This window comes from Chryseobacterium sp., from assembly GCF_019236175.1.
Taxonomy (GTDB): domain Bacteria; phylum Bacteroidota; class Bacteroidia; order Flavobacteriales; family Weeksellaceae; genus Chryseobacterium.
On record NZ_JAFAJM010000019.1, the window covers coordinates 393,837 to 414,514 of the forward strand.

Here is a 20,678-nt window from a genome sequence, read left to right on the forward strand (position 1 = left end):
TATTAAAAAAGTTATTTTTGTAGGAAACAAAACCAATGCAAGATATAACGAAAAACAATTTTGACTTCATCCGTGTTCTCCTCGCTTTTATTGTCTTCGTAGGACATCTGGGCGTATTAAGCGCCACCCCTGAGCTGGCTTTCCTGATGCACAGCCCGGTAGAAGTAGCTGTTTTTGGTTTTTTTATTGTCAGTGGTTTTTTAATTGCAAGAAGCTACGAGAGATCCTCCAGTTTGAAAAGCTATGCAAAAAAGAGGTTCAACAGAATTGTTCCGGCTTATTTATTGGTGGTGTTTCTTTGTGCCACTTTACTGAGCCTTGTAAGTACGCTTCCCATTAGTGAATATTTCAGCAATACCCAGGTTTATAAATACCTGTTCTGGAATTCTCTTTTCATGAATTTCAAAGCCCCGTCACTCCCGGGAGTATTCGGTAATCAGGCAGTCAATGGTGCATTATGGACTTTAAAAATAGAAATGTGTTATTACATCGCTGTTCCTTTCCTGTTTTTACTGTTTGGAAAAAATAATAAATACAGAAACACCAGTCTGATTGTCCTCTACTTTCTTTCTTTAATTTTCCTTAATTATTTTGAAATGACAGGTAGAGCAGCTATTTCAAGACAATTGCCCGGTTCATTATGCTATTTTATCGGCGGAATGCTGCTGTATTTTAACTTTAATAAGTTTATTCAGCATAAGAACATTCTCTTTATCATTGCCATCCTCACCGTATGGATCGATCTTATTTTCAAGATCAAACTATTCTCTCCGATAATGATCAGCATTATCGTTATGTACATTGCCTATTCTTTTAAATTTCTGAATAATTTCGGAAAATACGGGGACTTTACCTACGGAATTTATATATTCCATTTCCCTGTCATCAGAGTATTCCAGACGTTAGGCCTGTTTGATGATTACAATCCCTATGTAATGAGTGTCATATGCATGCTCGTTGTCATTGGGATAGGAATTAGCTCATGGCACCTTTATGAAAAAAGATTTTTATAATTTTGAATATATTTAAAAAGCATAAATGAAAGACCTGGTCTCCATTATTACCCCTTGTTACAATTCCGCAGAATTTATTGAAGAAACTATACAGTCAGTACTTAACCAGACTTACGAGAACTGGGAATGGCTGATTACTGATGATCTCTCTAAAGACAATACGGTAGAAATTCTCAGACGATATAACGATCCGAGAATAAAACTGATCGTACTGGAAAAAAACGGTGGCGCAGGCAATGCCAGAAACAATAGCCTTGAAAGAGCCGGCGGAAGGTATATTGCTTTTCTTGATTCCGATGATTACTGGTACCCTGAATATCTGGAAACTATGACCAGCTATATGGAAGAACATCAGGCAGAACTTGTTTACTGTAATTATTCCAGATGTAATGAGCAGTTGCAGCCTGTTTTAAAAGATTTCGTGGCGGATAAGGTAGTCACTTTTTCAAACTTACTGAAAACATGCCGACTGGCTCCGGTTTCCACAATGTATGACACCAAAAGAGCCGGAAAATTTTTATTTCCTATAAAAAGCAAACGTGAAGATCATGTCATGTGGCTGAATCTACTGAAAGTAATCCCAAAGGGAATGCCTGTTAATAAAACGATGGCAAAATACAGAATGCGTGAGAATAGTGTTTCCAGAAAGAAAAAAAACATTATCAAAGACCAGTATCTTGTGTATAAAGATTTCATGGGCTTTTCTACCCTAACTTCTTTATATTATACCGTTAATTGGGCAATAAACGGATTTTTAAAATATTCTAAAATTTTCAATTAATGGAGTATTCAAAAGAATTCAAAGCGGCACTAAGTGCATTTTCCGGAGCAGAGAAAGACAAGCTTATATTCAGACTTCTGAGAAAGGATAAGTTATTGTCTAAAAAGCTGTATTTCGAACTGATCGATCCTGAAACCACAGATGATAAAAGAAATGCTATGGAAGAAGAAGTGTCGGAAAAGGTGCTTCTGGCTTCAAAATATATTGGAAATACTAAATATTTCCTGACGGTTATCCGAAAGATAAGTGCAGAAATTACCGAACATGTTAAGATCACTACCGATAAATTCGGGGATGTTTCTCTGAACCTTCTTATGATCAATGCCATTTTAGAATACAATAATGACCTCAGCAGACAAAGATTTGACAATGTCTACAAGCTATATATTTACCTCATCAATAAGGTTTTCAAATCCTTGATTTTAATTAAAAAACTGGATGAAGATTACTGGATTGAAATTGATGAATTTCTGAAGGACACCCGAAAAAAGATCTCTGAAAATCATTATCTTCAAAAACTTTGCATCAATAACGGACTGGATCTGCAATGGCTTGAATGCGATCAGATTCCGGAAGATATTGATAGACTTATGAAAGAAATGAAAACTCAGGGATACTTACGATAAAATCTTCTCGAGAATCATTGCCGTAGAATCAGGCTTTTCATCAACAAACTTTTTTGCATTGGCAGACATGGTCTCCCACTCTTCTTTATGGTCCTGGTTGCTAAGAAATAAAACAAATTCAGCTGCCGCGGACTCATCTGTAAAAGATCTGCCCCCATCTGCCTCAATAAGTCCGTCAGCTTCAGGATTCTTGCTGTAATGATTTCCAAAAACCACCGGAACTCCAAAAGTAGCAGCTTCCAGAATATTATGCAGTCCCGCGTCATGAAACCCACCTCCTACGACTGCTATATCAGCATAGGAATATAATTTTGACAGTAACCCGATGCTGTCTATAATTAAAACCTGAGTATTGAAATCTGAACGTTGACTATTTTGTATTTCACTATACAACAAAGCATCAGGAAAGATATTTTGCAGGTGTTCCACTCTTTTCAGATCATGTGGTGCTATGATCATTTTAACGGCTTTATTCTTTCTGGAGATCATCTCAGCCATCTTTTCCTCAGCCTGCCATGAACTTCCAAAAACAACAGCCCGTTCTCCACCTTTAAAATCCAAGATATGATCTACGTGATTATTTCGCTCACGAAGCTGTTTTACACGGTCAAATCTCGTATCACCCGTCACTGAAGCCTTCACGAGCCCTACACTTTTGGCAAGAGCAAGAGAAAACCGGGTCTGATGAAAAAACCAATCAACATTATTCCGGAGTTGCTTTACAAACCATTTGCCATAAGAAGTAAAAAAGGACTGTCTCTCATAAAATAAGGCTGAAATGACATAGACTTTTGTATTTTGGCTTTTGAGTGCTGAAAGCAGATTATACCAGTAATCATACTTTACCGTAAAGTATAGTTCAGTATTAAACTGTGATATAAAGTCTTTTACCAGGCTTTTTTTATCAAAAGGCAAATAACAGATCAGATCAGCAATATGACTCTTTTTAACTACATTTTCATAGCCCGAAGGAGAGAAGAATGTCACCAGAATTTTATGAGTAGGAAAACTTTCTTTAAACTGTTCCAAAACAGGCAGTCCCTGTTCGTACTCTCCCAAACTTGCGGCGTGCATCCATATCACTTTATCTGTTTTTGAAAATACAGATTTAACCTTGTGTAGAGATTGCCTCCTTCCTTCAACTCCTTTTTTAGTTTTAGAATTAAATAATGAAAATACCTTCATTCCGAAGATGAGAAGGTTGATAAATATATTGTATAGAAAAGCCATTCTGCTTTTTTTAAATTTCAATCCTGTCGTTATAAGTAGACGGGCTGGATATCACTAAAAATTCCACTTCATTTTCTGACTCATTGGAAATAAAATGCTTCGCCCCCGAACGGACAGAAATTGATTCCCCCTGCTGCATCACAAACTTTTCTTCATCAATATACAAAACAGCTTCTCCTTTCAAAACATAAAAGAACTGCTCCGATACCTGATGAAAATGTGCTTTTTCAGAAGATCCTGCAGGCATTTTCTCCTGTTTGACGGATAACCCTCGTGAATCCTTAAGAATCCAGCTGTCACAAAAATTTCCCCAGGTATAATGCTCCGAATTATTTTTAGAATAAATCATTTCAACGAATTACTAATGATAAACATAACAAGAACACTTATAATAATAGCCAAAACGGTAATAAATATAGGAACTCTTGGTTTTATATTATTTTCCGGAGAATACCTGAACACATAGTCCTGGGTATTCAAAAAAGTAAGGATAACCAACACCAACAGACATCGCAGATAAATCTTCATCATACTGTATTGCAGCGCTCTATTATGCTCTGTAACAGTTACCGGAAAATTAGAATTTTCAGGATGTCTTGTGATGTATAAAAATACAAGATACAGAAGCAGCCCTAATACAGGTATAAAAAAAGAATACATTTTATCCCCAAACCTGTTCGCTTTTCCTATAATATTAAAGTGAATAGGAATTCTTTGGGGTAAATCGTTATAATGTTTTATTGTCAGCCACCACAAAAAAGCCACCAGCCCAAAATTAAAAACATCAAATATTACAAAGAAAATATTTTCCATTTCAGAGGGCATTTAAAAGATTATAGTAAGGTTTTAATCACTCTCAGTTTATGAGTATGTTTATTCATCTCTTTATTAAAAATTCCGGTAGAATCCAGCGTATCAATTCTTACTTTTCCCGAAGCATGAATGATTTTTTGATTTTCCAGCATAATTCCTACATGTGTAATTTTTCCTTCAGCATTTTCAAAAAAAGCGAGATCTCCGGGCTGAGTCTCTTCCACAAAAGTTAAAGGCTCTCCTACCTCCGCTTGCTGAGAAGCATCTCTTGGAATTTTAATATCATGAACCTTATAAACCAACTGTGTAAAACCGGAACAGTCTACAGCAAAAAAGCTTTTACCACCCCACAGATAAGGAACATTAAGGAATTCTTTTGCCGTTAAAGCAATACTCTCCCGAACATCATGACTTCTTTTTGAAGCAACAACAGGAAACTCTACCTCAGATCCTATCGAAAGCAGCGTCTTTCCATCATTCATTAATACGGAAGAAAAGTCTTCAGTAACGACCGTAACTTTTCTTTTAGCCAGCTCTTCATCGGTTACCGGTTTGATCTGTTTTGTATCCATCCAGCCTTCATACCCGTCATAATGCATTTTTATTTTAGTCCAGTTTTTATCCACTTCTAAAATATCCATGCTTTCCCCAAACAATATTTCCGTAACAATTTCAGCTCTGTCAGAATTTTCAGCACGAACCGGTGCTACCGTTACTATACAAATTCCTTTATTCATGTATTAAGATTAAAAGATTTAATCAATGATTTAAAGATTAAAAGATGTGATACCATAAGATCCTTTTATCTCCAAATATTTTATTACTTCCTGCGAAGGAAGTTTACTCCATCTCGCAAAGGTAAAATAAGATTTTCGAAATCCTCGTCTTTTGCCGCTAAATCATTTAATTCCTTAATAGATTGCGTAGATTTAAGTTTTGGATTCTCCTCCAATATTTTTCCATACCAGAGAACATTATCGAAAAGAATCACAGATCCTGATTGGGTTCTGGGTTTAATCAATCTGAAATACTCTGCATAATTTTCTTTATCAGCATCTACAAAAATCAGATCAAAAAACTCTTCAGTTTCTTTCAGAAATTCTTTAGCATCCTGAAGTTTAAAATGAATCTGACTGGCATATTCGCTGGATTCAAAATATTTTTTGGGCAAATAAGCAAGATCTTCATTCACATCTAATGTCGTAATTTTTCCGTCTTTAGCTAAGCCAGAGGCAAGACATAAAGTAGCATAACCTGTAAATGTTCCTATTTCAAGCACATTTTTAGGCTTCATCATTTGGGATATAATAGTCAGTAGTCTTCCCTGCTGATATCCCGAGATCATATGGGGCTGTGTTGTTTTCTGGTAAGTTTCTCTTCTCAGTTTTTTCAGAATTTCAGATTCCGAAGAAGCATGAGCTTCCAAATATCTATCCATTTCAGGATTTTTCTCTTCAAAAAAACTCATATTTTTTTTATTTAAACAAATTTAAGGATTTTAAAACTTCTTTTTGAGTACTGCTGTTCTGCATTCTGCATAAAAAAAGAGAGAACTTACTCTCTCCTTTCCGATATATCCGCCGATAAGCAGAAAAATCATTATTATACAGCTACACAATAGCGTCCTTTGGATGCACATACCCATCCCGGACAGCAATCTGTAGTTTTTTGGCAGATAATCTGCGGATTACAGTCTGCTGCTGCACCTTTTACATTTTTCATTGCTCCTCTTGATAGTTTTTTTGAATTTTTCATAATGATTGGGTTTAGTATTAATTTCCTACTCTTTAAGATTTTCGGACATCTCTTTTTTATTTCCTTCAATAGAGATTTAAATATACATATTCTTTTACTAATCAACTCATTATACCTGAAAAATAAATTAAAAAAAGAATCATTCAGGGGAAATCCCGTATAAAATACCGTGAAAATACGGATGGTATGATCTTAATATTAGCATTAATTTTGCGAAAGAACAACGGGTAAAAACACTAAGAGAAACAAAATGATTGCAGGAGAAAAACAAACTAACCGCGAGAATCAAAAAAAAATTTTGCTGAAAGGCAATACAGATTCTTCTGTAAGAAAAACTAAAAACGAAATATCCAATTCATTTTTGCAACGAATTATTTCTTTATTGAAAAAAGAAGAATTAATTTGATTAAAGAAAAAATCCCGAAGAAATTCGGGATTTTTTTTATGTGTTTTATTATATATCTTATTTCTTTGGAGCAATATCCATCAGTTTCATAAACTCATCAAGTTTAGGCATGATAATAATTTCCGTTCTTCTGTTTTCAGATCTGCCGCTAACGCTCATATTTGTTGCTTTGGGGTTGTATTCAGAACGTCCTCCCGCAGTAATTCTAGCCGGATCTACTCCAAACTGAGTCTGAAGTACCTTTGCTACAGAAGTTCCTCTTAATGCAGAAAGATCCCAGTTATCTCTCGGTAAGTTTGGAGAATTTAAAGGAGCATTATCCGTATTCCCTTCAATCAATACAGAATATTTATCGTAGTCGTTGATAACTTTAGCAACCTTTCCTAAAACTTCCTGTGCAGCAGGCAAAATGTTGTAGTCACCTGTTTTGTATAACATTTTATCTGAAAGAGAGATCATAACCACTCCTTTCAATACTTTTACCTGAACATCCTGATCTGAAACATTATCTAAAGATCTCTTCAGTTTATTAGACAATGCAAGGTTCAGACTGTCGTTTTTAGCGTTACTGGAAATCAATTGTTTGATATATGAATTCGAAGCATTGATCTCACCTACCAGTTTATCAATATTAGAAGAGCTTTTTCCGGTATTCGACAAACAGGCATCTAATGATGATTTTAAAGCATCGTGCTGGCTTTTTAATAAATTATTTTCACCTGCCAATGCTGAGTTCTGAGATTTCAAATCCTGAATTTCTCTTTGTCTTTCACCTATATTTTCAATACACTGCTTATAGTTTGTGCTTAGCGCATCGTATTGCTTCTTGCTCACACAAGAAGTCATTCCCAGTGCCACTGCAGAAACTGCTAAAATTTTTAAAATCTTCATAAATAATCATTTTTAGATCAATCAAAGTTAGGAAAATTCAATTGAATTATATAGATTATCTTTGCACAAAAGAAATTCTCAACATCTATGTTGGAAAAATCAAGCTTCATTCAACAATTAAAAAATCTCGTTCAAGAGCCTGAAAAACACACCTATCTTCTGGCCGTGAGCGGAGGGGCTGATTCTATGGTTTTAGCCTCATTATTTCAGGATTTTAAGAACGAAAATAAAAATACATCTTTTCAGTTTCAGATCGCTCATATCAATTATAAACTTCGCGGGAAGGATTCCGATATGGATCAGAAACTTGTTCAGTATTTTTGTGAGAAAAATCATATAAAATTCAATCTTTATGAAGTTTCTGAACAGGATAAGAAACCGGAGAATTCCATTCAGCTCTGGGCCAGAGAGCTTCGGTATCGTTTTTTTAAGGAAATCCAGGAAAAAGAAAAACTGGAATATCTTGTTACGGCCCATCATCTGAATGATCAGCTGGAAACATTCATTATTAATCTTTCAAAGGCTGGAGGGATCAACGGACTGAGCGGAATCCCATCCAGTGATCATTATATCCTCAGACCTTTCTTAGATTTTTCAAAAAAAGAAATCTATCAGTTCGCGGAGCAGAACAATATCGAATTCCGGGAAGATGTTTCCAATAAAAAAAATGATTATCTGAGAAACAAAATTAGAAATCAGATCGTTCCAATGCTGATGGAAACCAACGACCACTTTCTGGAAAACTTCAGAAAAAGCTCTTCATACCTGAATCAAACCAAGGATTTTATCCGGAAACAAATTCAGGAAATAGAAAATCGTCTTAGTATATTTAACCCGGACTGTAAAATCTTATCAAAGGAAAAGCTGGATCAGGAAAGCGATTTCGTCAAATTTGAAATTTTAAAAAAATACGGATTCTGCCGGAAGGAAGAAATTTCCAAAATTTTTAAAGCCGAAAACAACAGTTCTTTTTTTTCCAAAGAATACAGATTGATTGTCAACCGCAATGAACTGATCTTTATGGATAAGAATGTGAAGCCGGAAATTAAAGAGGAAATAGTACTGATTGATCATTTTGATTTTTCCCAAAACCAAATCAACATCAATTTCGTAGATTATATGGAAAGCATTGATGGAATCAATAAAAGTTTTGATTGGGATTTTGATGCGGAAAAACTTCAGTTTCCACTGTGTTTAAGAAAACAAAAGGAGGGTGATGAGTTTTACCCTTCCGGTTTTTCAGGGAAAAAGAAAGTTTCTAAATTTTTTAGGGACGAAAAATTATCTATTTTAGCGAGGCAAAAAATCTGGATAATAACTGACAGTAATGATTCTGTACTTGGGATCATCCCTTTCAGACAGGATAGAAGATATGCAAAGAATGAGAAGACTGAGTGGAGTCTTAAAATTTTTAATGAAATGAACAATGAAATTTAGAAATTGGTTTTTATTAATTCTGCTATTTTTAGCAACAGGGATTAATGCGCAAATAAAAAATCCCGTAAAGTTTAAATTTGCGATCAATGATCTGGGGAATAACCAGTATGAGGCAGTTTTGAATGCCACTATGGAGAGTGGCTGGCATATTTATTCAAAGGATCTTCCTGAGGAAACAGGAATTCCGACAGAATATAAAGTTTCAGGAAAAAATATCGAGCTGATCGGAAAGTTTACTGAAGTCGGAAAAAAACATGAAGAATTTTCAGAAGCATTCGGAGGAACCATTGTTTTTTATTCCAACACAGCCGGTTTCAAACAGAAATTTAAATTAAAAGACCCTGCAAAACCCGCAGAGGTTACTTCAGAAATCACTTACCAGACTTGTAATGACAAAGTTTGCCTGGCTCCAAATACCTTAGAGTTTAATCAAAAAATAAGTCCGAAGGGAGTCACAGAAGAGACTGCTGCAGAGACCGCAGCTCCTGCAAAAGACTCTGTAAAAGCAGTTGAAACAGTTACTGAAAATCCTAAGAAGGAAGAAGTAACCATTACTGAAGCTTCTAAATTAGATCCTAAGCAACTAAAAATTGAAACGTTAGACTTTAAAAATCCATTAACAGATTGCGGAACAGGATCCACTAAAGTAGATGAAAACTACTGGACCTATTTATTCTTAGGTTTTATCGGAGGCTTAATTGCTTTGCTGACACCATGTGTTTTCCCAATGATTCCATTAACGGTTTCGTTCTTTACGAAGGGAAATAAAAATAAAGCAAAAGGAAAAAGAGATGCGCTTATTTACGGCTTCTTCATTCTGCTTATCTTCGTTTTATTGAGCATTCCATTCCATGTGATTGACGGGATTGCAGGAAATATCTTTAATGAAATTTCAACGAGTGTATGGCTGAATATAGCATTCTTTATCATCTTCATCTTCTTTGCCGGAAGTTTTTTCGGATACTATGATATTACATTGCCTAGTTCGATTGCTAATAAATCTTCAAAAGCAGAAGAGGCCGGGGGGATCATTGGTATTTTCTTTATGGCTTTAACACTGGTGATCGTTTCTTTTTCCTGTACAGGTCCTATTCTAGGGAGCTTATTGGGAAGTGCAGTCACAGGATCATCCAACGTTCCGATGCTCTTAACCTTTGCACTTGCCGGATTTGGACTGGCATGGGCAATCGTTTTCGGATTGCTGGCTTTATTCCCGCAGGCATTACAAAGTCTTCCAAAATCAGGAGGATGGATGAATACCGTAAAGGTAGTTTTAGGGTTTGTAGAACTTGCTTTGGCTTTAAAATTCTTATCTAAGGCTGATCTGGTATCAAAAACTTTCTTCTTAAAAAGAGAGCTTTTCATCGCCATCTGGATTATTATTGCATTAGGATTAGCATTATACCTGTTAGGATTGATCAAATTTCCTCACGATGATAAAAAACCTAAAATTTCCATTACCAGAAAGGTTTTAGGAGTATTGGGAATTGGTTTTGTAGTCTATTTAATCCAGGGGCTAATTCCTTCTGAACGTCCAAAACTTCAGTTGTTAAGCGGTATTTTACCGCCGCTGAATGTGAGCTATTTCCATGATGAAAAAGACGGAATCCTGGGAATGCATCCGGAACACGATTTCTTTAAAGCAATTGAAGTAGCGAAAAAAGAAAATAAACCGATCTTAATTGACTTCACAGGATATGGTTGTGAAAACTGTAGAAAAATGGAAGAATTCGTATGGAGTGAACCCGATATTTTACCTATTCTTCAAAACGATGTCGTTTTAGCTTCTTTATATGTAGACGACAAAGAAGAGCTTCCTGAGGACCAGAAAACAAAAATAGATCTTGGGGAAGGACAGATTAAAAAAGTAAAAACCATTGGAGACAGATGGAGCTTATTCCAACAGGTGAACTTCAATAACAACTCACAGCCGCACTATGTTTTAATAACGCCGGACGGTAAAGTAATCAACACCCCAGTTTCAGGGTATATGCCGAAAGAAGATTTCAAGAAATTCTTAGAATGCGGAGTCAATTACTTTAAGAAAAATAAATAAATTTTATATCAAAACAGCTTAGGCCTTATCAATTCATTGATAAGGCTTTTTTAATGCATTGATTTTAACAGTATTTAAGGAAAAACAACCAACAAAAATGAAAATTTATTGTCATTTATAAATTTTAGGTACAAACTTTGTATCAATTTCTCAAAACACTGATCAGGTTTTTGATTTTTCATTAAATACCGTTTAACATTTAAAAATCTTAATCATGGCTGAAGTAATCGCACAAGAGAAACAAGGCGGCAAACAAAAGAAGAAACTGATACGGATAGATATGACCCCAATGGTAGACCTGGGCTTTCTACTGATCACTTTTTTTATGTTCACAACCAATTTCACCAAACCTAATGTAATGGATTTAGGGCTTCCGGCAAAAGACCCAAATCCTAATCCATCCAGTACACCCTTTATTGGAGATAAAAACCAGGTCACATTCATTTTGGGAAAAGACAACCGGGTATTTTATCACCAGAGCAATGCCAACGAGCTGAATACTGCTAATCTGAAGGAAACTGATTTTAGCGGGATCAAAATCTCAAAAATTATTGCTGAGGCTTACAAAAACGTACCCAAACCGGAAAACTTCACAGTTATTATCAAACCAACTGATGAAGCTAATTATAAAAATTTTGTAGATATGCTCGATAATCTTGCAATTGCAAAAAAAGAACGCTACGGCGTTGCAGACATCAAACCTTGGGAAACAAAGGTTTACAAAGAGTTAGTTCAGTAAAAGAGAAAGAGCATTTTTTAAATGCTCTTTTTTGTTTACATTTGATTCTGTGATAGAGCTGATGAAATACCTCTGCAGCAAACTGTAATATGCTAACCTTTATAATTTTGATATCATGCTGAACTTTGAAAGAAAAGGAAACGGAAAAGAAACACTGGTATTACTCCATGGTTTTATGGAAAACCTGACGATATGGAATGATATGGAAGTACATCTTTCCAAAGATTTTTCGCTTTTAAAAATTGACCTTCCCGGTCACGGACAATCTGAAACCCTTGGAGAAGTTCACACCATGGAACTGATGGCGGATGAAGTAAAAAAAGTACTGGATCATGAAAATTTAGGAAAAGTTCATTTGCTGGGACATTCCATGGGCGGATATGCTTCGCTTGCTTTTGCCGAGAAACATCCTGATACTTTAAAGAGCTTAACTTTGTTTTTTTCTACTTATTTCCCTGACGATGAAGAAAAAAAACAGCAGCGCATCAAAAGCTACAGAATTATTAAAGACGCATTTGCCCATTATGCCAGAGCAGGAGTACCCAACCTTTTTAACCCGAATGAAAGAGACATCCTTGAAGGTAAAATTGAAACCGCACTGGAAACCGCACTTTCTACAAACAATATGGGAGCATTAGCCTGCGTAAAAGGTATGGTAGAAAGAACCGATAAAAAGCATATCCTGGAAAATCTGGATGCTAAAATCTTAGTATTGGCCGGAAAACACGACAACGCAGTGAAAACAGATCAGATGATTAGACATCTTCCGGACCGAACAAATATAAAATCTTATATTTTAGACTGCGGGCATAACGGACACTGGGAAAAACCAGGCATCTGTGCTGAAATCATCAATACGGAACTTCTTCACAACCTTCCTAAAAGGCTTGTTTTATAAAACCTTTATTCAACAACTGAAGCCAAACATCGGTTTACAAAAAATCCTGTATCTTAGTAAGGAATAATTATCGTCAATGGGTTTATTCTCTTTCAAAAAAAAGAAACCACCGGTTATCGGGCTTACACTTTCAGGCGGAGGAATGCGTGGAATTGCACATATCGCTGTTCTGAAAGCTTTGGAAGAATACGATTTAAAACCAGACATTATTTCAGGAACAAGTGCCGGTTCCATTATCGGGGCCTTTTATTCTTTTGGAAAAACACCGGATGAAATGATGGAGATTGTAAGACAGACTTCTTTTTTTTCACGATCATCTTTGAAGTTATCAAAAAACGGAATCTTCAGTTCTAATTTTATTTTAAAACTATTCAGAGACTATTTCCCGGATGATAATTTCAATATTCTGCAAATTCCGCTATATGTTGCAACCACGGAAATGACCCACGGCATTGTAGATTTTTTCTCCGAGGGAGAGCTTTTCGGACCATTGCTCGCTTCATCCAGCGTTCCTTTCATACTCCCCCCTGTAAGAATGGGAGATAAAATATACGTAGATGGCGGCGTTCTGGATAACCTCCCTATCGAACCTATTATAGATAAATGCGATTTTCTGATCGCTTCTCATGTCAACTCAATCAGTTATGATCAATTAAATAAATTGAGTCTTATGAAGGAATTTGACCGAATCCTTCACTTAGCCATAGCCAAGTCCGTTTACTCTAAAGTAAAACATTGTGATATTTTCCTGGATCCGCCTAAAATGACAAAATACAGCCTGTTCAATAAAAAATATATGGATGAAATGTTCCGGCAGGTATATGAGTACACATGTGAAGAACTTGAAAATAAAGGACACAGATTAAAATCTGAGGAACCGGAGAATGTATAAAATCACAATATTGAAAAGAGGCTGCCCTTTCAACATTGTGATCTCATTGTCTATTTTATTGGATTACAGATTTTCTTCCTGCAATCTATGCTTGAAAATTTCTATAGTTCCTGCTAAAGAGTCATTGGATTTTCCACCGGCTGCATTAATATGCCCTCCGCCGTTAAAATATTTTCTCGAGAATTGGTTCACATCCACATCATCCTTACTTCTGAACGAGATTTTAACAAAGTCTTCATACAGATCTTCCATAAAGAATGCAGACATTTTCACTCCTGCAATACTTAATCCGTAATTAACAAAGCCTTCCGTATCTCCTTTCTGGAAACCAAATTCTTTAAGTTCATTTCTTGTAAGGCACAGAATAGCAACTCTACCTTCATTCACGACTTCTATTCTTCCCAGCACCAATGCCAGCAAATGAAGACGGGAAACAGTATTGGTATCCCATGTACTGGAAGTGATCATAGCAGGATCTGCTCCCTTTTCAATAAGATTGGCAATGATCCTGTGAGTAGTGGCACTGGTGGAACGAAAACGGAAACCTCCCGTATCCGTCATAATTCCGGTATACAGACATTCTGCAACATCCAGATCAACAAGTTTTTCATCCTCCATTGCTTCAATAAAATGATACACCATTTGTGATGTAGCTGGAATTACCGTATCAGAATATACAAAATCAAATTTTTCCGGCTGTTGGTGATGATCGATAAGGATCTTTTTTCCCTGAGCTTTAATCAGCCAGTCCCCCAACAATCCAATTCTTGAAGGAGAATTAAAATCCAGGCAGAAAATAACATCGGCTCCAAAAATCATATCGGAAGCCAGCTTCTTTTTATATTCTGCAATAATTACTTTTTTAGATTCCGGCATCCATTTCAGAAATTTCGGAAAATCATTAGGAACGATAACTTCAGCATGAATTCCTTTTGCTCTCAGATAATGTTTTAATCCCAGACTGGAACCGATAGCATCTCCATCAGGATTGTAATGGGTAAGAATGACTATTTTGTTTTCAGGCTTAAGTAATGTATTGATCTCTAAAAGTTCTGCTGGTGTAAACATCTTGTGTTTATTTTCGTTAAAATTAAAGTTTTCAAAGATAGAGCTTTTATATAAATCATTTAAATATTATTTTTGCACAGAAATTTTTCATCCGCTACGAGGTTTTGTAAATCTCCGGTTAAAAAACATTTCAAATAATTACAAAAAAAGATAATTAAAGTTTGTAACTTATAAAAATTTATATATCTTTGCAACCTGAAAATTAATAGATTAATTACGATTTAAACATATAGTAATGAGTAAAAGAACATTCCAGCCATCAGAAAGAAAGAGAAGAAACAAACACGGTTTCAGAGAAAGAATGTCTACGCCAAATGGAAGAAGAGTTTTGGCTGCGAGAAGAGCTAAAGGCAGAAAGAGATTAACTGTAAGTGCTGTACGCGCTAAGAGATAATTTCTATATTATCATATACAAAATATGCTTGAGAAGGTCCTTTTCAGGCATTTTTTGTTGTTAAAATTTACTAAAATTTAGGTAGCATAAACTTCTTTTTTCTATTTTTAAATTTTAAAAACTTTTTGTTAAAAAACAGCCTTTAAAATTAAATTATGCCACATACAAATATCTCCGGAGACAATATTATAAGTTTACAGCACGCAAAAATTGCGCAAAAAAACTTCACTGTTCTTTCAGATGTAAATCTTAACATTAAGAAAGGCAGATTCTGCTATCTCATCGGAAAAACAGGTTCCGGAAAAAGTTCTCTTCTGAAAACACTTTACGGCCACATTCCGTTAGCATCAGGACACGGAGCTGTTGTCGGCTTTGATCTGGCAAAACTTAAACCTTCTGACATTCCTAATCTCAGAAGAAAATTAGGTATTGTATTTCAGGATTTCCAGCTGCTTTCCGACAGAACTGTTGAAAAAAACCTAAAGTTCGTACTTGAAGCTACCGGATGGAATGATAAAGTAAAAATGGAAGACCGCATCAACGAGGTATTGGGAAGCGTGAACATGAAAAGCAAAAAGCATAAAATGCCACATGAGCTTTCCGGAGGGGAACAACAGCGTATTGCTATTGCAAGAGCTCTTCTTAACCACCCTGATCTCATTCTTGCGGATGAGCCGACAGGAAACCTGGACCCGGAAACTTCCAATGAAATTATGACGCTATTAAAGCAGGTAGCTCTTGAAAACGGAGCAGCTGTAGTAATGGCAACACACGATTACCATATGATTCAGAACTTCCCGGGTGAAGCCATCCGATGTGAAGACGGAAAAGTTTCCGTACTGGATACGGCAGAGCTGTTTGAATAAGAAGATTTTACCTGAAATCAAATCTAGCCCTTAAAGACATGAAACTCCTTAGTGAGTTCAAGATATTGGTCCGAGTATTGTCTCGGACTTTTTTCTATAATAAAGGCTGACTCTTCAAACATTTTCCCGGTTAATGAAAATTCAAGAATCAGTCTTTTCACTTTTGAATTTTCAATCCCTATAATATTAATCCTTCGGTTTAAAAACAGGCAATTCTCTTTTGCCATTGAAATAAAAACTTCTCCAGCCGCTACAGGAATAATAACAGAAAAAACACCTTTCTCTGACAATAGCCGCGCTGAATTAGCGATCAACTGGCTGAAATTTAATTCAACCGTCTGGCGGGCAATTTTATCTTTCCCGGAATCAGATTCTTCAAAATAAGGCGGATTGGAAACCACCAGATCAAACTTTTCTTCTGTAATGAAAGTTTTAAAGTCCTGATGTTTGATTTCTAATCTTGTACTAAAAGGTGCATTTTCAAAATTAGTTCTGGTCAGCAACACAGCCTCTTTATTGATATCCAAACCTAAAAAAAACGCATCAGAATTCCTCTGAGCCAGCATTAAAGATATCAGGCCGGTTCCGGTTCCTACTTCCAGCACCCTGGAAGCGGTTTCCACATCAGCTAAAGCACCAAGCAAAACACCGTCCGTTCCTACCCGGAAGACATCTTTAGACTGTTGAATTTCAAATTGCTTAAACGTAAAAGACTTCACTATAAATTGGTGGGTAATGTAATAATAAATGTAGAGCCTTTACCTACTTCAGACTTTACGGAAATTTCTCCTTTATAATCCTCAATCATCTTCCTTACCATGGATAACCCCAGTCCCATACCACTGCTTTTAGAAGTAAAATTAGGTTCAAAAATTCTTTCATACATATTTTCAGGAATTCCGACACCATTATCCTGAACGGAGATCATGACTCTTCTCTGATGCTGTTCTACATCTACGTTGACAATAAGTTTTCTCTGATCACTTTCCGCCTGTTTGGCATTCGTAACAAGATTCGTTATGATTCTGGAAAGATAAATCCTGTCCATATTGATCATAATATTATTCTTATTGGCATGCATAAAAATACTGTCATCATTGAAAACACGAAGGATATCCTCTACTTCCGTATTCAGATTAATAACCTCATTATTTTTTTCAGGTAGTTTTGCAAATTCGGAGAATGCGGAGGCTACCGTTGCAATCAGATCAATCTGATCAACAATTGTTTTGCTCATTTGTTTTACCCGTTCCCTGATATTCGGATCTTCCGGATCAAACTTCCGCTCAAAATTCTGAATGGTAAGTTTCATGGGAGTCAGCGGGTTCTTCACCTCATGAGCTACCTGTTTGGCCATTTCTCTCCAGGCTTCTTCCGATGCCTTAAATCTGAGCCTTTCTTTCTGATCCTGGATTTGCAAAATCATCCTGTTATAAGCTCTTGCCAAGGCATTCAGCTCATCATTCTTATAATATCGGATAGGACGCATTTCATTCTCAAATAATGTAATACGGGTAATCATATCAGAAAATTTAGTAATGGTTTTAGCAAGACTATTGGAAGTAACCCAGCTAATCCATATACTGAAAAGAATAAGGAATATATCTACTAAAAGAATATATTTAACATACTGATGAAGAACCTCCAGATAAGCAGATTCATTATGATATAACGGAATATAGACGACTCCTATCGGTTTCAGTTCATTATTTTTCAAAAGAAGATAAGAAGACGTAAGCTTTGCATCTTTAGCTGCGTCGTATCTTGTCATATCAACTCGGGCATCTGTAGCCAGCATTCTGTTAATGATCTCTATAGGAATTGTCTTCTGCTCAACTAAAGCTTCATCTTTATTGGATAACAGATAATTCCCTTTCAGATCATAAATAATAATATCATGTTGATTGATATCCCCAATTTCAAAAATTTTATTTCCTAAAACCGTTGGCAAATCTTTTGTTTCTACAAGTGTACGGCTTACGGCATAATCAAGATACCGCATTACCGCAGTAGTTTTCTCCTGCATGTCGATGGTACTTTGCTGCAGAGAATTATTTCTTAAAACAAAGTACGGAACAAGTGAAGTAGCTACAACACTTAAAAAGCATACCAGTAAGAAACCGAAAAACACCCGGTTTCTTAAGCTATATCCTTTATATTTATTTAATGACATCCTACTTTTTAATTAACCTAGCAATATACTTACCAATGATGTCAAATTCTAAATTTACCTTATCCCCGATTTTTAAATGTTGCATATTTGTGAATTCCCATGTATACGGAATAATGGCTACGGAAAACTGCTGATCTTCACTTTTCGCAACGGTAAGGCTGATCCCGTTTACGGTAATGGACCCCTGAGGTACGGTTACAAAATTCCCGCCATCTTCATATTTCATTGTGATGAAATAACTCCCGTCTTTATTTTCAATACTTACGACCTCTCCCGTTTTGTCAACATGTCCCTGAACGATATGGCCATCCAGTCTACCGTCCATTTTCATGCAACGCTCAAGATTAACCACTGTACCTAAACCCCATTGCCCGAGATTAGTTTTTTCCAGTGTTTCATTGATCGCTGTTACCACATAATGATTGTCTTTAATTTCAACAACAGTAAGACAGCAGCCATTATGCGCCAGACTCTGATCAATTTTCAGTTCGTTTGTAAAAGGGCATGTTAAGGTAAAATCTATATTGCTTCCTTTTTCTTCTATCTTCTCAATAACACCAACTGCTTCAATAATTCCTGTGAACATATTATTTTTTGCTAAATTTGTAAATTATAATCTTCAAAGATAATCAAAATGAGCTCAAAAAACCATAAAGTACGAGTAGGAATTTCAATTGGTGATTTCAATGGCATAGGCCCTGAGATCATTATGAAGTCTCTGAAAGACAAAACTATTACGGATTTTTTCACTCCTGTAATTTTTGGTTCGGGAAAGCTGTTCACTTATCAGAAAAATATTTTCAAACTGAATCTCAATTTCAACTACGTTAACGAAGCGTCACAGGCACAGGCAGGGAAACTTAATATGGTGAACCTGACCAAGGAAAACGTCAATGTAGAACTGGGAGTTCCTACTGAAGAATCCACAAAAATGGCGATTGATTCGCTGGAAGCAGCCACAGAAGCTTTAATAAGAGGAGACATTGATGTTCTTGTAACCGCTCCAATCAACAAAGATGAAATGGTAAAAATGGGATTCAAGCATGCCGGACACACGGGATACTTTGAAGAAAAATTCAGTAAAAAAGGACTTATGTTCCTGGTAACTGAAGATCTGAAAGTAGCGGTCTCTACCCACCATATCCCGATTGCCAAGGTAGCAGAAAACATTTCCAAAGAGAACATCAAAAAACAAATCAGAGTATTACATCAGACACTGATTGAAGATTTCCGGGTTCAAAAACCAAAGATTGCGGTTTTAGGACTAAATCCTCACGCCGGAGACGGAGGGGTAATCGGAAGTGAGGAAATTGAAATCATCAGCCCGGCAATTCAGGAACTTTCTGATCATGGAATTTTGGCTTTTGGCCCTTTCCCGGCTGACAGCTTCTTCCAGCCTAATAAGTACAGAAATTTCGATGCCGTATTAGCAATGTACCACGACCAGGGATTGGCACCGTTCAAAACATTAGCTTATGAGGAAGGAGTAAATTATACAGCAGGGCTTCCTTTTATCAGAACTTCTCCGGATCATGGAGTTGCTTATGATATTGCGGGAAAAAATATTGCTGATGAACAGAGTTTTACAGAGGCTATCTTCACAGCCATTGATGTTTTTAAAAACAGAAGCGAATACAGCGATCTGATGAACAATCGTCTTCAGCCAAGAAAAATGGCGGTAGACAACGGAATAGACGAAGATCTCCCTGAGGAATCTGAAGCATAAATCCTTAAAACAAGTTTTAGGATAATTTGTTTCAAATTTTATTTGTTATTATAAAAAAAATGCATATTTTTGCACACTCATTTTATGGACAAGTTAAGAAACTACGACATAAGCTTTTCCGGACTTAAAAACGGAAAACACGAGTTCAAGTTTGAGATAGATAAAACGTTCTTTCAATTATTTGACACTGAACAGGAATTTACAAATCCCAGAATAGGCGTGAATATCTTACTGGATAAACACACTACATTCTTAGAATTTGAGATTAAAATAAAAGGCCTGGTTGAGTTGGTTTGTGATATTACAAATGAAAATTTCGACTACCCTATTGAGAATGAGATCAAAATTCTGGTGAATTTCGGTGAAGAATATGATGACAGCAATGAAGATGTCATTACCATTCCTAGCGGAGAGCATGCTTTCAATGTAGCACATTTAATTTATGAAAATGTAATGCTTTCCATCCCGATGAAAAAGATTTCTCCAAGTGTAAGTGATGAAGATCTTAAAATACTGGATCAGTTCAGTCCTAAAGAGATTGAGGAAACCGAAGAGGAAGAACACGAAAGTGACCCGAGATGGGACGCTTTAAGAAAATTAAAAGACAATAATTAAATAAAAATAATTTAAATATGATGAGATGATGAATCTCATCGCTCATCAATTAAAAAAGTTATTACAAAATGGCACATCCAAAGAGAAGACAGTCGTCTACAAGAAGAGATAAGAGAAGAACTCACTACAAAGCTGTAGTTCCTCAATTAGCTAAAGATGCAACAACAGGAGAGCTTCACCTATACCACAGAGCTCACTGGCATGAAGGAAAACTTTACTACAGAGGTAAAGTAGTATTGGAAAAAGAAGTAGCTACTACTGAAGAAAACTAAGAGAAGCTTTTCACTGAAAAAGCCTCA

25 protein-coding genes are annotated in these 20,678 nt (G+C 36.0%); 14 read left to right on the forward strand and 11 right to left on the reverse strand.

What is annotated here, in order from left to right:
- The first annotated feature begins 35 nt into the window (after positions 1-35).
- Genes JO178_RS17980 through JO178_RS17990 form a run of 3 tightly spaced genes read left to right on the forward strand, consistent with a single transcriptional unit; the run spans position 36 to position 2,420 of the window.
- Positions 36-1,013, forward strand: a complete 978-nt coding sequence (locus tag JO178_RS17980; RefSeq protein WP_291938746.1) for an acyltransferase — start codon at positions 36-38, stop codon at positions 1,011-1,013.
- Positions 1,014-1,038: 25 nt separating this feature from the next.
- Positions 1,039-1,794, forward strand: coding sequence for a glycosyltransferase (locus JO178_RS17985; RefSeq protein ID WP_291938748.1), 756 nt, complete (start codon positions 1,039-1,041; stop codon positions 1,792-1,794).
- Positions 1,794-2,420 carry a deoxyuridine 5'-triphosphate nucleotidohydrolase gene (locus JO178_RS17990; protein ID WP_291938750.1) on the forward strand — a complete coding sequence of 209 codons (627 nt, stop codon included), beginning with the start codon at positions 1,794-1,796 and terminating at the stop codon, positions 2,418-2,420. Before JO178_RS17985 ends, JO178_RS17990 begins: the two co-directional genes overlap by 1 nt.
- Here the strand turns inward: JO178_RS17990 and JO178_RS17995 are convergent.
- From JO178_RS17995 to JO178_RS18020, 6 genes are all read right to left on the reverse strand, one after another.
- Positions 2,412-3,650 carry a glycosyltransferase N-terminal domain-containing protein gene (locus JO178_RS17995; RefSeq protein WP_291938753.1) on the reverse strand — a complete coding sequence of 413 codons (1,239 nt, stop codon included), beginning with the start codon at positions 3,648-3,650 and terminating at the stop codon, positions 2,412-2,414. The two genes, JO178_RS17990 and JO178_RS17995, sit on opposite strands and share 9 nt — an antisense overlap.
- A 10-nt stretch (positions 3,651-3,660) precedes the next feature.
- A complete protein-coding gene (locus JO178_RS18000) occupies positions 3,661-3,999 on the reverse strand; it encodes a cupin domain-containing protein (protein WP_291938755.1) in 339 nt (112 codons plus the stop codon).
- The gene (locus JO178_RS18005) at positions 3,996-4,463 is read right to left on the reverse strand and encodes a DUF1648 domain-containing protein (RefSeq protein ID WP_291938757.1); all 468 of its coding nucleotides are present in this window, start codon (positions 4,461-4,463) and stop codon (positions 3,996-3,998) included. Before JO178_RS18005 ends, JO178_RS18000 begins: the two co-directional genes overlap by 4 nt.
- 20 nt (positions 4,464-4,483) lie before the next feature.
- Positions 4,484-5,200 (reverse strand): C40 family peptidase, encoded by a 717-nt coding sequence (locus JO178_RS18010; protein ID WP_291938759.1) that lies wholly within the window; start codon positions 5,198-5,200, stop codon positions 4,484-4,486.
- Positions 5,201-5,283: 83 nt separating this feature from the next.
- On the reverse strand, positions 5,284-5,931 hold the full coding sequence (locus JO178_RS18015; RefSeq protein ID WP_291938761.1) for a class I SAM-dependent methyltransferase: 648 nt from the start codon (positions 5,929-5,931) through the stop codon (positions 5,284-5,286).
- A 134-nt stretch (positions 5,932-6,065) separates the two neighbouring features.
- A complete protein-coding gene (locus tag JO178_RS18020) occupies positions 6,066-6,218 on the reverse strand; it encodes a hypothetical protein (protein ID WP_291938764.1) in 153 nt (50 codons plus the stop codon).
- 250 nt (positions 6,219-6,468) lie between these two features.
- Between JO178_RS18020 and JO178_RS18025 the strand changes: the two genes are divergently transcribed.
- Positions 6,469-6,624: a hypothetical protein gene (locus tag JO178_RS18025; RefSeq protein WP_291938766.1), complete on the forward strand. Its 156-nt coding sequence runs from the start codon at positions 6,469-6,471 to the stop codon at positions 6,622-6,624.
- A gap of 57 nt (positions 6,625-6,681) precedes the next feature.
- On the opposite strand, the gene JO178_RS18030 is transcribed toward JO178_RS18025, so the two are convergent.
- A complete protein-coding gene (locus JO178_RS18030) occupies positions 6,682-7,515 on the reverse strand; it encodes an OmpA family protein (protein ID WP_291938768.1) in 834 nt (277 codons plus the stop codon).
- 87 nt (positions 7,516-7,602) lie between these two features.
- On the opposite strand from JO178_RS18030, the gene tilS reads away from it, so the two are divergent.
- The 5 genes from tilS to JO178_RS18055 all read left to right on the forward strand — a co-directional run bounded on the left by tilS (position 7,603) and on the right by JO178_RS18055 (position 13,537).
- Positions 7,603-8,952: a tRNA lysidine(34) synthetase TilS gene (gene tilS / locus JO178_RS18035; RefSeq protein ID WP_291938770.1), complete on the forward strand. Its 1,350-nt coding sequence runs from the start codon at positions 7,603-7,605 to the stop codon at positions 8,950-8,952.
- On the forward strand, positions 8,942-11,008 hold the full coding sequence (locus tag JO178_RS18040) for a thioredoxin family protein (protein WP_291938771.1): 2,067 nt from the start codon (positions 8,942-8,944) through the stop codon (positions 11,006-11,008). The genes tilS and JO178_RS18040 overlap by 11 nt, the downstream gene beginning before the upstream one ends.
- A 214-nt stretch (positions 11,009-11,222) precedes the next feature.
- The gene (locus tag JO178_RS18045) at positions 11,223-11,747 is read left to right on the forward strand and encodes a biopolymer transporter ExbD (protein WP_291938772.1); all 525 of its coding nucleotides are present in this window, start codon (positions 11,223-11,225) and stop codon (positions 11,745-11,747) included.
- A gap of 115 nt (positions 11,748-11,862) precedes the next feature.
- Positions 11,863-12,645 carry an alpha/beta hydrolase gene (locus JO178_RS18050; RefSeq protein WP_291938774.1) on the forward strand — a complete coding sequence of 261 codons (783 nt, stop codon included), beginning with the start codon at positions 11,863-11,865 and terminating at the stop codon, positions 12,643-12,645.
- A 76-nt stretch (positions 12,646-12,721) separates the two neighbouring features.
- Positions 12,722-13,537 carry a patatin-like phospholipase family protein gene (locus JO178_RS18055; RefSeq protein ID WP_291938776.1) on the forward strand — a complete coding sequence of 272 codons (816 nt, stop codon included), beginning with the start codon at positions 12,722-12,724 and terminating at the stop codon, positions 13,535-13,537.
- Positions 13,538-13,600: 63 nt separating this feature from the next.
- Here JO178_RS18055 and JO178_RS18060 read toward each other — a convergent pair whose 3' ends face one another.
- Positions 13,601-14,605, reverse strand: coding sequence for a bifunctional oligoribonuclease/PAP phosphatase NrnA (locus JO178_RS18060; protein WP_291938778.1), 1,005 nt, complete (start codon positions 14,603-14,605; stop codon positions 13,601-13,603).
- Between the two features lie 235 nt (positions 14,606-14,840).
- Here JO178_RS18060 and rpmH point away from each other — a divergent pair, with 235 nt between their 5' ends.
- Positions 14,841-14,999 carry a 50S ribosomal protein L34 gene (gene rpmH / locus JO178_RS18065; protein ID WP_050019551.1) on the forward strand — a complete coding sequence of 53 codons (159 nt, stop codon included), beginning with the start codon at positions 14,841-14,843 and terminating at the stop codon, positions 14,997-14,999.
- A gap of 155 nt (positions 15,000-15,154) precedes the next feature.
- Positions 15,155-15,865 carry an ATP-binding cassette domain-containing protein gene (locus tag JO178_RS18070; protein ID WP_101239222.1) on the forward strand — a complete coding sequence of 237 codons (711 nt, stop codon included), beginning with the start codon at positions 15,155-15,157 and terminating at the stop codon, positions 15,863-15,865.
- Between the two features lie 23 nt (positions 15,866-15,888).
- On the opposite strand, the gene JO178_RS18075 is transcribed toward JO178_RS18070, so the two are convergent.
- From JO178_RS18075 to JO178_RS18085, 3 genes are read right to left on the reverse strand one after another with little or no spacing between them, the layout of a single operon-like run.
- Positions 15,889-16,584 (reverse strand): methyltransferase, encoded by a 696-nt coding sequence (locus tag JO178_RS18075; RefSeq protein ID WP_291938785.1) that lies wholly within the window; start codon positions 16,582-16,584, stop codon positions 15,889-15,891.
- Positions 16,584-18,038, reverse strand: coding sequence for a HAMP domain-containing sensor histidine kinase (locus tag JO178_RS18080; protein WP_291938787.1), 1,455 nt, complete (start codon positions 18,036-18,038; stop codon positions 16,584-16,586). The genes JO178_RS18075 and JO178_RS18080 overlap by 1 nt, the downstream gene beginning before the upstream one ends.
- Position 18,039: 1 nt before the next feature.
- Entirely contained in the window at positions 18,040-18,624 is a 585-nt protein-coding gene (locus JO178_RS18085; RefSeq protein ID WP_291938788.1) for a riboflavin synthase, read from the reverse strand.
- Positions 18,625-18,672: 48 nt separating this feature from the next.
- Between JO178_RS18085 and pdxA the strand changes: the two genes are divergently transcribed.
- The 3 genes from pdxA to rpmF all read left to right on the forward strand — a co-directional run bounded on the left by pdxA (position 18,673) and on the right by rpmF (position 20,651).
- Complete coding sequence (gene pdxA / locus JO178_RS18090) at positions 18,673-19,764, forward strand: 4-hydroxythreonine-4-phosphate dehydrogenase PdxA (RefSeq protein WP_291938790.1); 1,092 nt, start codon at positions 18,673-18,675, stop codon at positions 19,762-19,764.
- A gap of 84 nt (positions 19,765-19,848) precedes the next feature.
- Entirely contained in the window at positions 19,849-20,379 is a 531-nt protein-coding gene (locus tag JO178_RS18095; RefSeq protein ID WP_291938792.1) for a DUF177 domain-containing protein, read from the forward strand.
- 68 nt (positions 20,380-20,447) lie between these two features.
- Positions 20,448-20,651: a 50S ribosomal protein L32 gene (gene rpmF / locus JO178_RS18100; RefSeq protein WP_007843326.1), complete on the forward strand. Its 204-nt coding sequence runs from the start codon at positions 20,448-20,450 to the stop codon at positions 20,649-20,651.
- Positions 20,652-20,678: the final 27 nt, after the last annotated feature.